The 15,205-nt window shown below is 41.1% G+C and carries 7 protein-coding genes; 5 read left to right on the plus strand and 2 right to left on the minus strand.

The window, feature by feature from the left end; genetic code table 11:
- Positions 1–114 precede the first annotated feature (114 nt).
- Together H3299_RS10760 and H3299_RS10765 are read left to right on the plus strand one after the other, a co-directional pair.
- Entirely contained in the window at positions 115–906 is a 792-nt protein-coding gene (locus H3299_RS10760) for an inositol monophosphatase family protein (RefSeq protein WP_182417665.1), read from the plus strand.
- 200 nt (positions 907–1,106) lie between these two features.
- The gene (locus H3299_RS10765; RefSeq protein WP_182417666.1) at positions 1,107–3,077 is read left to right on the plus strand and encodes a tetratricopeptide repeat protein; all 1,971 of its coding nucleotides are present in this window, start codon (positions 1,107–1,109) and stop codon (positions 3,075–3,077) included.
- A gap of 122 nt (positions 3,078–3,199) precedes the next feature.
- On the opposite strand, the gene H3299_RS10770 is transcribed toward H3299_RS10765, so the two are convergent.
- Positions 3,200–6,385 carry an efflux RND transporter permease subunit gene (locus tag H3299_RS10770; RefSeq protein ID WP_182417667.1) on the minus strand — a complete coding sequence of 1,062 codons (3,186 nt, stop codon included), beginning with the start codon at positions 6,383–6,385 and terminating at the stop codon, positions 3,200–3,202.
- Positions 6,382–7,809, minus strand: coding sequence for an efflux RND transporter periplasmic adaptor subunit (locus tag H3299_RS10775; RefSeq protein WP_246708064.1), 1,428 nt, complete (start codon positions 7,807–7,809; stop codon positions 6,382–6,384). The genes H3299_RS10770 and H3299_RS10775 overlap by 4 nt, the downstream gene beginning before the upstream one ends.
- Positions 7,810–8,235: 426 nt before the next feature.
- On the opposite strand from H3299_RS10775, the gene H3299_RS10780 reads away from it, so the two are divergent.
- The 3 genes from H3299_RS10780 (at position 8,236) to H3299_RS10790 (ending at position 15,173) form a co-directional block, all read left to right on the plus strand.
- Positions 8,236–8,850 (plus strand): TetR family transcriptional regulator, encoded by a 615-nt coding sequence (locus tag H3299_RS10780; protein ID WP_182417668.1) that lies wholly within the window; start codon positions 8,236–8,238, stop codon positions 8,848–8,850.
- A gap of 532 nt (positions 8,851–9,382) precedes the next feature.
- On the plus strand, positions 9,383–12,595 hold the full coding sequence (locus H3299_RS10785) for an autotransporter outer membrane beta-barrel domain-containing protein (protein WP_182417669.1): 3,213 nt from the start codon (positions 9,383–9,385) through the stop codon (positions 12,593–12,595).
- Between the two features lie 286 nt (positions 12,596–12,881).
- Entirely contained in the window at positions 12,882–15,173 is a 2,292-nt protein-coding gene (locus tag H3299_RS10790; RefSeq protein ID WP_182417670.1) for an AGE family epimerase/isomerase, read from the plus strand.
- Positions 15,174–15,205 lie beyond the last annotated feature (32 nt).

Here is a 15,205-nt window from a genome sequence, read left to right on the forward strand (position 1 = left end):
CGATAATAAAATCATTCCCATTGTTTTGTCTTGGCAAGCAGCCAAGATTTTCATAAAGTTGACGATATTATAGATCACCCTTAGGTGACACAGCTAAAGTGATAGGAAAAGATAATGGCCCTTTCGGCTATAATGCATGTGATGGTACAAGCGACAGTTAAAGCTGGCCGCTCACTGGTTCGTGATTTTGGTGAAGTGCAAAATTTGCAAGTCTCCCTTAAAGGCCCTGGTGATTATGTCAGCCAAGCCGATAAAAAAGCAGAAAGTATTCTTTACAATGAATTAAGTCGTGCCCGTCCCGACTATGGTTTTTTAATGGAAGAAAGCGGCGAAGTTATCGGCAATGATGCCCAGCATCGCTTTATTATTGATCCACTTGATGGCACTACCAATTTTCTACATGGTATTCCACTCTTTGCAATTTCAGTAGCATTAGAACGCCAAGGACAAATTGTTGCAGGTGTTATTTTCAACCCCGTATTAGATGAGCTGTACACCACGGAACGCGGTGGTGGTGCGTTTTTAAATGATCGTCGTTTGCGTGTTGCAGCACGCCGCAAACTTGAAGATGCAGTTATCGGCACAGGTATTCCACATTTAGGTCGCGGTCATCATGGTAATTATCTTGTTGAATTGCGCAACGTCATGGGTGAAGTTGCCGGTATTCGCCGCATGGGTGCAGCATCATTAGATCTTGCCGCAGTTGCTGCAGGTCGTCTTGACGCTTTTTGGGAAGATGGTTTGCAACCTTGGGATATGGCAGCTGGCATGCTTATGGTACGTGAAGCTGGTGGCTATGTTTCCGACAAAGATGGCGGTCAAAATATGTTTGACACAAAAAATATTGTCGTTGGTAATGAACTAATGCATGGCGCTTTGATGAAAGTGCTTAAACGCCCAATCTAATAGTCAGCGAAATATTTTGATGTTAATTTAAGGCTATTATTATTAATAGCCTTTTTTATTGATCTTTTTAGCGGTTAGGTAAAAAGAGTTTTCTCGTCTTTATTTTAAACTAAACGCGCTTTAACCATTGCTATTTTCTTCATATTTTTCATAAACTATGCAATATTTAGCTTAGATCTTAATGGTGGGAAAGCAATTTTATGAAACGATTTATCAAAGCAGTATCTGCCTATAATGCCAAGGATTTTAGCAAGGCAGAAGAATTGCTTGACCAATTCTTAAGTAAAAAACCAAACGACATTGAAGGACTTTATCTTAGAGCTTCCTGCTATCTTAAACGTCAAGCCCACGAACAAGCCGAAGCAGATCTTATAAAGCTTTTGCAAATAAAAAAAGATGTGCGCGCTTATGACTTATTGATACGTCTTTTTTGGGAAGTGAAAAGACAAGAAGAGGCTTTAACTTTTGCCAAAGATTTTGTTAAAGCTTTCAATCAAAATGCCAATGCCCATTATTATTTAGGCATGGTTGAGCAAGGGCTAGAACGCTATGAGAATGCGCGCATGCATTATGAAGATGCTTTGCAGCGTGATAATAATCATTTGGCAAGCCTCGTCAATTCTGCTTTTTTGGCGGTAAAAAAACAAGATTATGCAAATGCGGAAAGTCAATTATTAAAGGCAAAGACACTTGCCCCCAACTTACCGCAAATTTATGCAGGCCTTGCCGAAATAGCCGAAAAAACTGGCCGCTATAATGAAGCTGCACAAAATTTTAATGCTGCAAAAGATTGGGGCGGTTTGCAACGGGTCATGCGCCGTGGTGCAATTTGGAATGACTTAGGTAAGGTTGATGCAATTTACCGCCAATTAAGTGAAAATAATGAGCTTAATGGTGGCAATGTTGGTGATGCATTATCCATATTAAATATGCCAATCCTTACACCGCTAAACTTGCGTAAAGCTGCCCATGCCTATGCGCTTAGCCGTTATGGTTCTATTTTTAGCCGCCCTGCTCTCATTAGTCCAATAAGCCAAAATGCACCTTTAAAAAAGCGATTAAAAATTGGCTATCTCTCATCGGATTTTTATGACCATGCTACGATGCGGCTGATGATTGGCGTCATGGAAGCACATAATAAATCAGACTTTGATTTTCATATCCTTGCCTATAATGAACCAAAGCAAGATGATTATACAGCGCGCCTAGCCCAATTGGGCTGGCCGCAACATAATTTATATGACAAAAGCGATTGTGCCGCCGCGCAATGGATTGCTGACAATGGGTTTGATATTATTGTGGACCTTAAAGGTTATACGGGCGAACACCGCCTTGGTATCACCGCTTATCATCCTGCTCCAATCATTGTAAGTTGGCTTGGCTTTCCTGGCACTTTGGGACATGAGCGCCTTGCTGATTATATTATTGGTGATGCTATTGTTACCCCAATTGCCGATGCAAACGGCTTTAGCGAAAAATTGGCATTAATGCCTCATTGCTACCAACCCAATGACCGCACGCGTCCTTTTACGACCAATGTAACAAGAGCCGACATGGGATTGCCCGATAATGCACTTGTGCTTTGCAATTTTAATCAAATTATCAAATTCAACCCAGAAACGATTGATTTATGGCAAAAGATCCTTGCCAATATTGATAATGCTCATTTATGGCTGATTAAACCCAAAGAACAAGACGTTTACGATAATTTACTAAAAGAGTTTGTAAAACGCAATATTGATATTAGCCGTATCACCTTTGCTAGCCCCTTAAGCACTGATCTGCATCTTCAGCGTCTTGGTCTTGCTGATATCGCCATTGATACATTTCCCTATACGTCCCATACCACAGCAAGCGATGCCTTATGGGCTGGGGTTCCAATAATCACCAAACGTGGTGCAAGTTTTGCCTCACGTGTGGCAAGTAGCTTGCTAACCACCCATGGCTTTAGCGATCTTATTTGCGATTGTGATGATGACTATTTGACTAAAATTATCGCCTTGGCAAAAAGCCCTGAGCAACGGCAAAAATTACGCCAAACACTTGCGGAAAAACGGATGACTTCACCGCTGTTTGACACCCAGCTTTTTGCAGCCAACCTTGAAAAGCTTTATGGAAAAATGTGGGTAAACCATTCCCTAAACCAAAACTGCGCTATTACCTGCGATTAATTAAACCGCCATCAATCTCATAGTGCTTTATATTCAAGTTATTTAGCTAATTTTAAAAGTAAAACATCTGTAGGCATAAAAAAGCCCCGCAAAATGCGGGGCTTTTTATTTTTGTAGAGCTATTAATGACTTACTGGTTGTGGTGCATCACCACCATTATTGGTTCCATTGTCAGCATTACGAGAAGCTTTGCCCCTGCCACCAATCAAACGATAGAACATTGGGATAAAGAAGGTTGCAACACATGTTGCCGCCAACATACCACCAATAACACCAGTACCAATTGCATGGCGGCTTGCAGACCCTGCACCTGTCGAAGTTGCCAATGGCAACACGCCAAGAATGAAAGCAAGAGACGTCATAACAATTGGACGGAAGCGCATTTTTGCCGCCGATAATGCTGCATCCACCGCTGACTTACCATTTTCACGCTCAAGCACCGCAAACTCTACAATCAAAATAGCGTTCTTGGCGGCAAGGCCAATAAGCGTGACAAGCCCAATTTGGAAGTACACATCATTGGCAAGCCCACGTACCAAAGTAAGTAGCAGCGCTCCTGCAACGGCAAAAGGTACCGCCGTGATAACAGCAAGTGGCAAACTCCATTTTTCAAACTGGGCAGCAAGAATAAGAAATACCATTATGATACCGTAAATAAGCGCGGTACTTCCCTGCCCTGAATTTGTTACTTCCTGATAAGAAGTCCCTGTCCAGGCGAACTGATAACCTTGCGGTAATACTTCTGCAGCAACTTCTCTCATCGCATTAATTACATCACCTGTCGTATAGCCTGGAGCTGCTGAACCCATTACTTTAGTTGCATAATAGGCATTATACCGCTCTAACTGATCAGGACCAACAACGCGAGTTGCTGTAATTAAGGCATCAAGTGGTACCATTTTCCCAGTATTTGACCTGACGAAAACTTGCTTTAAGTCCTCAGGTGTACGTCGAAATTCAGCTTCAGATTGCAATTTAACCTGATAATTGCGACCATAAAGCGTAAAATCATTGATATAGACGTTACCAAAGGTTGATGAAAGCGCATCATAAATAGTGCTAATCGGCACATCCATTGTTAAAGCTTCATCACGTTTGACCTCTAAATCATATTGAGGCACATTTGGATCAAAAGTCGTACGAACTGTTTGAGGATCTAACTCCGGACGCATCCGTGCGGCTTGCACAACCTTTTGCGTCACGTCATTAAGTTTTTTCAACGTTTCTTCAATTGTTTGCGCTGTACCGGTACTACGATCTTGAATATAAAGCTCAAAACCACTGGAGATTGAAAGCCCCATAATTGGTGGTGGATTGACTGGGTAAACAGAACCACCTTGAATTCCAAATGTTGCCCCCATAATTGGACCTGGCATTTGACGAGGATCCTGCGTTGGATCACTACCACGAACACTCCAATCTTTCAGTGTTAGGAACATAGCCCCAGCACTGGTTTTAAGACCACTTGATGGCAAATCAAAACCGGCAATAGAAACAATTGAATCAACCGCCTTATTTTGACTTAATATCGCCTCGGCCTGCGTCATAACTTTCGAGGTGCGGTCAAGCGACGCGCCTGATGGAAGCGTCACGAATACCATTAAGACGCCCTGATCTTCAGCTGGAACAAGTGAGCTTGGAACTTTTTCAAATAGGTAGAAAACAGATCCGCAAACAAAAATGAAGATCGCAATACCAATTGCGACATAACGAATGAAAAATTTGACGCCATGCATATAAAGATCAGTAATTGCATCAAATAATTTATTAAACGCTCTGAAAGGTGCAATCGGCTCCTTATGGGTTGGCTTTAAAAGCAAGCTGCACAAAGCTGGTGTCAGTGTCAGAGCAACAAGCCCTGAAATTACCACTGAAATTGCAACCGTAATCGCAAATTGCTGATACATGATACCAGCAAGACCACCCATAAAGGACACTGGAATAAACACAGCACAAAGCACCAGAACAATAGCGATAATAGGCGAAGTCACCTCAGCCATAGATTTAACCGCTGCATCATGGGGCGATAGCTTTTCCTCACTCATCAAGCGTTCAACGTTTTCAAGCACAACAATAGCATCATCGACGACGATACCGATAGCCAGCACTAAACCAAAAAGCGTTAGCATATTGATCGAGAAGCCAAGAACATACATACCCGCAAATGTACCAATGATTGATATTGGCACCGCGATGAGCGGAATAAGAGTTGCTCGCCAATTTTGTAGGAAAATGAAAACAACAACAATAACCAACAAAATCGCTTCGATGAAAGTATGAATAACTTCTTCGACTGAAACAACAATGAATTTAGTAGTATCATAAGGAACGTCAAAAGTTATGCCGGCAGGAAAATTCTTTGAAAGTTCCTCCATCGTCGACTTAACGCTTTCCATGGTGGCTAACGCATTAGCACCTGGTTGCAAATAAATCATAATCGGCACCATCGGGGTACCATTAAGCTTGGTATCAACGACATATTGTTGTGTGCCAAGCTCAATGCGTGCAACATCCCTTAAACGTAAGGCCGAACCATTTTCATCAGAGTTTAAAATGATGTTGCCAAACTCTTCTACCGAAATCAAACGGCCTTGGGTCGTCGCAGAATAGGTGTAAGCCCCCGATTGACTATCTGGGCTATCACCGAAACGGCCAACAGCATATTGCGCATTTTGTTGTTGAACTGCTGTTATAACATCTGATGGAATAAGCTTATATTGCGCCAATTTATCAGGACGCAACCAAATACGCATGGAATAATCGATGCTACCGAGAACTTGCGCATCGCCAACACCTGAAATACGTTTAATATCATCCACTACATTAAGCAATGCATAATTGCCAACATAAGTACGATCATAGGATGCTGTATCTGACTGCATAGACACAATACCAAGAGTGGACGATGAACGTTTCACCACCGAAACACCCAAACGCTGAACTTCTTGTGGTAGTGTCGTCAACGCACGTTGCACGCGGTTATTCACATTAATCGTTGCTTGGTCTGCATCAGTTCCTTGCTTAAAAGTCACGGTGATTTGCAATGTACCTTGCGCATTAGACACCGTGTTCATGTAAATCATGTCTTCAACGCCATTGATTTGCTGTTCAAGAGGAACAGCAACAGTCTGCGCAAGCGTTTGCGCACTGGCTCCTGGATATTGCGCCGAAATTGTAACCTGAGGCGGCAACAAATCTGGATATTGTTCCACGGGCAAATTAGGAATAGATAAAATACCAGCAAGAACAATTACAATTGATAAAACGGCAGATAGAACTGGCCTATTGATGAAAAAACCATAATTCATTGTTTTTCACCCGTTTTAGGGGTTTTATCATCATTAGGAGCTTGGGTTTTTGCAGATGGGTCTTTTGTTGGTTGCCCTTGCTCTGTTTGCCCTTGCACTGGCTGAGGCAATGCCTTTCCATCAAGGGTTGTTAAATTGCCGATTGCATCACTACCCGGTTTTTTCCGAGCCATGGCGCTTTGAACCCCAACAATACCATCGCTAATAACACGTTCGCCACCAATAAGGCCAATAGTTTCCTCTATTTTTTGTGGTGTAACCGTTTGTGTTTCACCAGCCTTAACTTGCTTATCTGCTTTGGTTTGGCTTTCTTCCTTTTGCCCCGCTGCAGCAGCTGGAGCTGCTTGAGCTGCCGGTGCATCAACCATTACCTTGGTTGCAGGCTCTAACAACCAATTACGTCCCTCAACCTCGCGCGCAACTTTAACAACGCGTTTTTGCAATTTCATATTTTCGTCAATAATATAAACATACTGATTGGTTGCATCTTGCAATAGCGAGGCTTCAGGAATGACGATGGCATTATCCTGTTTAAGTCCAAGTACAGTAACGCGTACAAATTGTCCTGCAACCAACTGCCGATTATCATTGTTAAAGACCGCACGTACACCCAATGTACCTGTAGTCGCATCTAGAGTTGGCGAGGTAAAATCAATTGTTCCAAGCTCTGGATATTCACTGCCATCACCAAAGGTAATTCTTACCTGTAATTTATCAATTTTTTCGCCGCGGGCATTCATGTCAGCCATTAATTTTTGAATGGCCTTGGCTTCACTATCTGTATAGGAAAAATTAACATAAATTGGATTACTTTGAGTAATGCTCGTTAGCAAGCCATTGGCACTAATAAGACTACCTTCAGGGACTTGTTCCCTAGAGGTAACACCACTTATAGGCGCTGTAACCTTCGTATATTGCAGGTTTAGTTCTGCTGTTTTTAGCATCGCTTGCGCCTGCTGCAAACTTGCGGCATTGGCATCGCGCGTTGCAAAAGCTTGATCACGCTGCGCCGTACTATAAACACGTTGTTTTAATAATTCTTCCGCACGTTTTGCATCGCGCAGTGATTGATCATAAGTCGCCTGAGCCTGTGCGACCGCTGCCTTTTGACGAGCAACTTCGGCATCATATGTATCAGGGTCTATTTCAAATAAAACATCGCCCTCTTTTACCTCATTGCCTTCAATAAAGTTGCGGCGCAATAAAATGCCACCAACACGCGCTCTCACTTCAGTTTCGCGATAGGCAGCCACACGACCAGCATATTCATAGGTGATAGGAACTTCACGCTTATCAATGGTCACAGCGGAAACATTAGGAGGGGGCATTTGTTGTTGGGCTTTTTGTTCCTGACCGCATGCCACTAAACTCAAACCGGTAGCACTGATTGCAATGCCCATCGTTAATTTCTTTAAAAAATTCATGTCTGATCAGACCTCTATATCATGATATGCCTAAAATATACCGACACCAATGTTTGTAAATAGGTGAAATCGAAGGTAAATTGAATATTTTGTTAAATTTACCTTGTTACACCCTACAATCAAGCGTTAAAATACTAATAATATGGCCTATACATGCTTCAAGTAAATAATTGAACTTATATTGTAATTATCCCATTGCCTAGGTAAAAGTCGATAGTTATTATCTCCTACTAATGGTCACAAAAAAATGATCTTAGAAACACAAAAGCTGTAAAAACGCTGATTCTTGATGCTACTACAAAACCGCCCCTTTATTATCGTATAAAAACATCTGATGCTTAGCACAATAATGCTTCACCAACAAATCGTAATTGCCTAAACAATATAAGCAAGCATTTGATATTTATTGATTAACTTGGAACATATATGCGACGTACAAAAGCTGAGGCGGCAGCAACCCGCGATTCTATCATTACTGCAGCGCAATTTCTTTTCCTTGAACAAGGTGTTTCACAAACCACCCTTGCACACATAGCAAAACGTGCCAACGTTACACGCGGTGCTATTTATTTCCATTTTGCCGATAAAGCAGAAATATTTCGTGCCATGATTCAAAAAGTCCGCTTCCCGCAAGAAAGCCTCATTGAAGAAGCACAGCAAAGTGATTCTATTAATCCTCTTAACATTCTTGAAAAATCAGCAGAACGTGCATTCAAAATTTTTAGCGAGGATGAGCAACAGCAACGGATTGTCACTATTATTACCCAACGCTGCGAATATGTTGGCGCTTTTTCTGAAATGGTGGAGCGTCTGCGCCAAGCGCAAAATAGCATGCTAGACCTTTTTATTCGCTTGCTCCATGTCGCTAAAGACCGCAACATGCTCAACACAAATTGCACGCCTGAAGATGGGGCGCGTGTACTCGTAGCTGTTATCGGCGGTATTATTAATGAATGGCTACATTCTGGCAAAACTTTTGATTTGCAAAAAATTGGCAATCAAATTGTATGCATTCAAATAAAGGCATTACGCAGCACTTAGAAAAACAAAATGTTATTCGTCTTATTATTACTATTAAGAACAATACTTAATCGGAAATATGCAAATTCAAAATACATTTTTCATATACACTTTTCCAACAATTAATTTAAAAAATAAGAAACAAAATTTTATTTAAATATTACTTATCAAAACGATCAATTTGAAATTAGTCTAGCCAATCAATTATAAATAATTTATAATATTAACAATCATAAACAATATTTTATAAGATTATTATTAAATAAAATTTATACAAAAAGTTTTTTCTTTTATAGTAAAAATAAAACAATGTTTTAATCTGATGCAATTTTGCAACAAAATAAAATAAATATAAAATCGGTTTTTTGTTTAGACTTATTTAAAGCAAATAAACATGCCATTTTATGGCATAAAAATACGATTTAAATAAAAAATAAGATGTCATCTATTTAAAACTAGATGTAGTTAGCATTGCATTTTCTTTTCTAATCGAATAGAAACGCCGCATTTACCTTTTTAACTTAATCATTAAAAGTCTTTTGCGGGGGCGAAAATGAAAATACTCAAAAAATATCAAAAATTTAAATACTTGCTTTTACCAGTAACATTATTATCCATGATGCCAACAGCTGCTTGGGCATCATGTACTGACAATTCTTGGACACCTGGAAGCAATGCAGTTGGCGCTTCGGCTCGGGACGGCGATACATGCTATGCCAATCAAACTTCTTATATGGGGCGTTGGCCTGTATATGCGATTGGCGAAGGAAGTGTTTTGAATTTCACTCAAGAAACGGTCACCGTCCAAGGCTATCCCTATAATGCTCACCATATTATTGCTATGGGCGGCAGTCAGATAAATTTTAACAACTTGAATTTAAAACTTGATACATATGTTGGCACAGCTAATGGCGGCGTGCGTGGTATCTATGCAGGTAAATATACTGCTACGAATGATATACCAGCTAATGTTACAATTAATGGCGATTTCACCGCACGTTTAGAAACAACAGATAGTATTCACGCTGCGGTTGAAACCGATAATGCTTATAGCGTTATAATAAAGGGTAAAACTGATATTGTTTTAAATAAAAACGTCGAAAACGCCATTGTGGCCAGAAATAATTCAACGATTTATTTTGGCGGTGATACAAAAATTCATTCGTTAAACAATAATCTTACTGCAGAAACTAGCAGCAATATTACAATTGATGGTGCGGTTGATTTTCTAACAACCCAATTCCGTTCAAATGTTTATGCTCGTTCGGGCGGGCAAATTTTTTTAAATGGCGGCGGTAATATTATATCTCAAGTAAATGGTGGTAATGCACTAAATGCAAATGGCGCAAATTCGCTTATTTCAGCTCAAAACGTCAGCATCACCACCAGTGGCGACAATAACGAAGGACTTTACACAATAAATAACGCAACCATTATTTTCAAAAATGGTACTATACAAACTGAAGGTGAATACGCTTACGCTGCTCATGCGGGTGCTGGCAGCCATATCATTTTTGAGGGTGGCTCAGTGACAACAAACGGCAAATATGCCGACGGCTTTAGAGCAACAGATGACAATTCACTTATTACTATTAACTCAGCTAACATTCGAACCAACGGTTTAAATGCCATCGGTGCATTTGCTGAATTAGGTTCTAAAATTACATTAACAAACAGCACTATTACAACAACGGGTGATGAAAGCCGTGGTTTGGCAGCTGAAGATGATGGGTCAATTCTCCAAGCTTCATCCGTCTCCATTCAAACTTCTGGATCAAAAGCATTCGGCATTGGTGCATCTCGCGGCGGAAGTTCAACCATAATTAATAGTACCATCACTGTTAATGGGGAAAATGCATACGGGCTAGCCGCATATGAAAATGGTACGCTTAATGTCGAAAACACTGCAATTACAACATCTGGCAAGGACAGTGCTGCTATATATGCAGGGCATTGGGACAATGGCACAGAAGAAAATATTGCAAAGGATAATAATATTTCTGTGTCAGGTAGCTCTATCATTGCTGAAAATGGCGATGTCATTCGCGCGGAAGGCGTAAGCTTAAATCTTAACTTTAAAGATATCACTACAGTTGAGGCAAAAGCGGGTAATTTGCTGCATGCGATGGATGATGATATAGCTCGCCATAGCCGCATCAACTTCAATGCACAAAATTCAGATATGATCGGTAACATCATTGTTGATGACCAAAATATTGCAAACATTGCTTTAGTTTCTAGTCGCTTAACCGGTCAGGCTATTAATGCAACCAATGTCTCTCTAGATGCCAATAGTCTTTGGAATGTAACCGCAAGCTCCACCATCACTCAAGAGCTTGCGAACAATGGTACTATAGCCTTCCAAGTACCGACAGCTAATAATTTTAAAAATCTTCAAACACAAAGCTATTCGACCAATAATGGAACAATTCACTTTAATACCGCTCTAGGTGATGATTCATCACAAACAGACCGACTAATTGTGGAAAATAATACGACGGGTACTGGCAATATTAGTGTAACCAACATTGGTGGTACTGGCGCACAAACGCTTGAAGGTATTAAGCTCATTGAGGTCAATGGCCAATCAAATGCAATGTTTACAATGATCAATGGTGATACAACATATAATGGTCAACAAGCGATGGTCGCTGGTGCTTATATCTACAGCCTCTATCAGGGAGGTGCAAGCACACCAGATGATGGAAACTGGTATTTACGTAGTGTAACTCAACAAACAAAACGCATATACCAACCTGGTGTTCCTATTTATGAAGCCTATCCGCAAACTTTATTAGCGTTAAATGCTCTGCCCACCTTACAACAACGTGTGGGAAATCGTTCATGGCTTCAATCTAATGCTACTGTTGACTTAGATTCAATAATTAATAGTTCTTTTGCGTCGGATACAACTGGATTTTGGATAAAAATGGAAGGAGGATATAATAAGGTGGATCCAAAGCACTCCACCACCGATACAAAATTCGATCAAAATACCTTCCGAATGCAAGCTGGCATCGATGCGCCAATGATTGAAACCCCTAACAACACATTGATTGCTGGTATCAATGTACAATATACACGTGGCAAGACCAATAGCGATTGGCATTGGAGCGATCTTAAAAACTATGGTGACGGAACAGTTACTACCGATGGCTATGGCTTTGGTGGTACTTTAACTTGGTATAATGACACTGGTTTTTATATTGACAGCCAAACACAATTGACCTGGTTTAATAGTGACCTGCAATCTAAACTCCACAATAAAAATCTTGTGAGTGGCAACCGAGGATTTGGTTATGCACTATCTGCCGAAGCTGGTAAAAAAATTGCCATTGGAAACAGCCTAAATCTGACACCTCAAGCACAATTGATGTATTCAAATATCGATTTTAAGAGCTTTAACGACCGCTATAATACCAGAGTAAATCTCAATTCAGCTGATAGCTTACAAACACGTATAGGCCTTGCTTTAGAACGCGAAAGATCTGTTAGAGGTAATAAAGGCCTTATGAACCGCAGCCTCATTTATGGAATTGCTAATATTTACTATGAATTTTTAGATGGATCAGAGGTTAATGTGAGTGATGCAAAATTTGTGTCGCAATTAGACAAATGGTCTGCTGGCATTGGCTTTGGGGGATCTTATAACTTTGCCGATGATAAATATTCGATATATGGCGAAGCCTCTGCCAATACATCTCTTGAAAATATTGGCAATAGTTATTCTTTAAAGGGCAATCTTGGTTTTAGAAGTAAATTTTAAAATAACAATGCCTCCGTTTCATAATACGAGCATATCGAAATCTTTTATAGGGAATTTAGATATGCTCGTAATTTTAATAAGTTTTCTCCTAGCAAAACCTGTTACAATTTCTTATAAAAATGATATAGATTCTCCCATAAATTATAATTTGGATAGCTTGGCGCTTTTCAATTTGTAAAAAACTGTATCAGCCTATAAAGACATCCAATAACCACTTAGTTATTTATTGGCTAAATATGCAAGGTAAATTCACCAAATTGACCTTGCGGTATTGCAGGAGAATGCCATGACGGGAAAAATTATCAGCTTTATTATGAGTGGCGGCATTGGCTCTCGTCTTTGGCCTCTGTCGCGTGAAGATTTCCCCAAGCAGTTTCATGATTTTTCCGGCCATGGCTCTATGCTATCGCAAACGGTAAGCCGTCTTAATCATCACGGCGATACACCGATTTATCTTATTGGATCTGAAGCCCATGCAAGCCGACTTGGTCAAGATATTGCAGGCCTCCCCTTAAATGGTGGCCGCCCAATATTTGAACCAATTGGTCGTAATACTGCCGCAGCCGTCGCGCTTGCTAGCCAAATTGCGCTTAATGAGCAAGGCGAAGATGCGCTTGTTCTTGTTGTGCCAAGTGATCATGAAATATCCACGAATGATGATTTTTGGACGACAATTAATGAAGGCAAACTTGCCGCGAAAAATGGCAAAATAGTTGTTTTTGGTATTGCGCCCGACAAGCCGGAAACTGGTTATGGTTACATTGAAACAGCCAAAGATAATAATAAAGCTCTGGGTAATCATGTATTTGATGTTGAGCGCTTTGTTGAAAAACCCGACCTTGAAACCGCACAAAACTATGTTGCATCGGGTAATTTCCTTTGGAATTCTGGTATTTTTCTATTTAGTGCCAAAACCATGCAAGAAAGTTTTTTAAAACTATCTGCTGATATATGGCATAAGACCGCAAAAGCCTTAAACGCCGCCAAAACCGACATTTCTGGTACTTGGCTTCCTTTTGATGATTATGCAGAAATCCCCTCAACCTCGGTGGATTATGCAATTATGGAACATGCGCAAAATATTGCCCTTGTTCGCGCCAAATTTCACTGGAATGATTTAGGTTCATGGCAATCCTTGCTCGACGCGCAAGGCGAAAATAATAATCGTGATGAATTTGGTAATGTCATCATTGGCGATGTTGTAGCGATTGATTGTGAGCGCTCATATTTACGTTCGCAAGGGGGGCTTTTATCAGCGGTTGGTTTGCGCAACATGGCAGTAGTTGCCACCAGTGATGCAACCTTTGTTGCGCCCGTTAGCCAAAGCCAAAATGTACGCGAAGTTGTGGCTGCTTTAGAAAAATCCGGCCGTTTAGAAGCCAAATTTACTCCCGCGCCGGATCGCATGCCGATTGCTGGTAGTTATAATGCAAGGGTAGAGCATTGGCTATTTGACGAAACCTTGCCACTTTGGTCAACGCGCGGCGTTGATGATAAGGGCGGGTTTTATGAAGCATTGGGGCTTGATGGCCTGCCGATTATTGGCGAGCGGCGGATGCGTACCATGGCACGGCAAATTTATGCCTTTGCTATAGCCGGTGAAATGGGTTGGGATGGGCCAGCGCAGCAGCTTATCGACCATGGGCTTGATTTTATTTTTAAGCATGGACAAACGGCAAATGGCGGTTGGGCTTCCAGTTTTAATGCCAGTGGCAACATCTTAAATCCCGTGGAAGATCTTTATGACCAAGCTTTTGTTTTGTTGGCGCTTGCCCATGCCCACAAGGCCGGCCATAAAAAAGCTTTGCCTGCTGCCATTAATAGTTTTGCATTTTTAGATGACCATTTAAGCGATAAAGGCGGCAAAGGCTTTTTTGAAACACCCAATGGCGAGCGACAATGGCGGCGCTCTAACCCCCATATGCATTTATTAGAGACATTTCTCGCATGGTATGATGTGACTGGAAACATCGACTATTTACAAAGAGCATCGCGTATTGTGGATTTATTTAAAAGCCATTTCTTTGATCGAGATAGCTGGACATTAGGCGAATTTTTTGATGATGAATGGCGTATAGCAACCGGCGAACCTGGCGACATTTGTGAGCCCGGCCACCATTTTGAATGGGCTTCATTGCTTATTAGCTACCAAAATCTTTGCGCCAAGGCCAAAAAATCTTGCGAGAACCTAGTGCCTTTCGCACGCAAACTTTACGCTTTTGGCATTGCCAATGGTTTAAATCGTGCAACTGGCCTTGCCTATAATTCTGTTTCACGCTCTGGCTTACCGATTGATCGCAATTCGCGCAGTTGGCCACAAACCGAAGTAATTAAAGCTGCTATTGCCCTTGATGGCAATCAGGGACCCGACTTAAAGCCAGAAATTGAAGCGCGGGTCGGGCGGTTATTCCGTTGGCATATAGATGCTGCGCCCAAAGGTCTTTGGATTGACATGATTGACGAAGATGGCCGCGGCCGCTCCAATCAGGTGCCTGCCTCCATATTTTATCACCTGGTTTGCGCCCTCACCCAATATCGCTCGTTTGCCCAGCAAATTAATCCAAAACACAATAATTAAATCAACACTGCCTTTAAATGAGTTTACCCTCT

It is taken from the genome of Bartonella sp. HY038 (genome assembly GCF_014117425.1).
GTDB lineage: Bacteria > Pseudomonadota > Alphaproteobacteria > Rhizobiales > Rhizobiaceae > HY038.

Coding starts and splice junctions, on each gene's coding strand:
- H3299_RS10760 (WP_182417665.1), top strand. CDS start 115: ATGGCCCTTTCGGCTATAATGCATGTGATGGTACAAGCGACAGTTAAA.
- H3299_RS10765 (WP_182417666.1), top strand. CDS start 1,107: ATGAAACGATTTATCAAAGCAGTATCTGCCTATAATGCCAAGGATTTT.
- H3299_RS10770 (WP_182417667.1), bottom strand. CDS start 6,385: ATGAATTATGGTTTTTTCATCAATAGGCCAGTTCTATCTGCCGTTTTA.
- H3299_RS10775 (WP_246708064.1), bottom strand. CDS start 7,809: ATGAATTTTTTAAAGAAATTAACGATGGGCATTGCAATCAGTGCTACC.
- H3299_RS10780 (WP_182417668.1), top strand. CDS start 8,236: ATGCGACGTACAAAAGCTGAGGCGGCAGCAACCCGCGATTCTATCATT.
- H3299_RS10785 (WP_182417669.1), top strand. CDS start 9,383: ATGAAAATACTCAAAAAATATCAAAAATTTAAATACTTGCTTTTACCA.
- H3299_RS10790 (WP_182417670.1), top strand. CDS start 12,882: ATGACGGGAAAAATTATCAGCTTTATTATGAGTGGCGGCATTGGCTCT.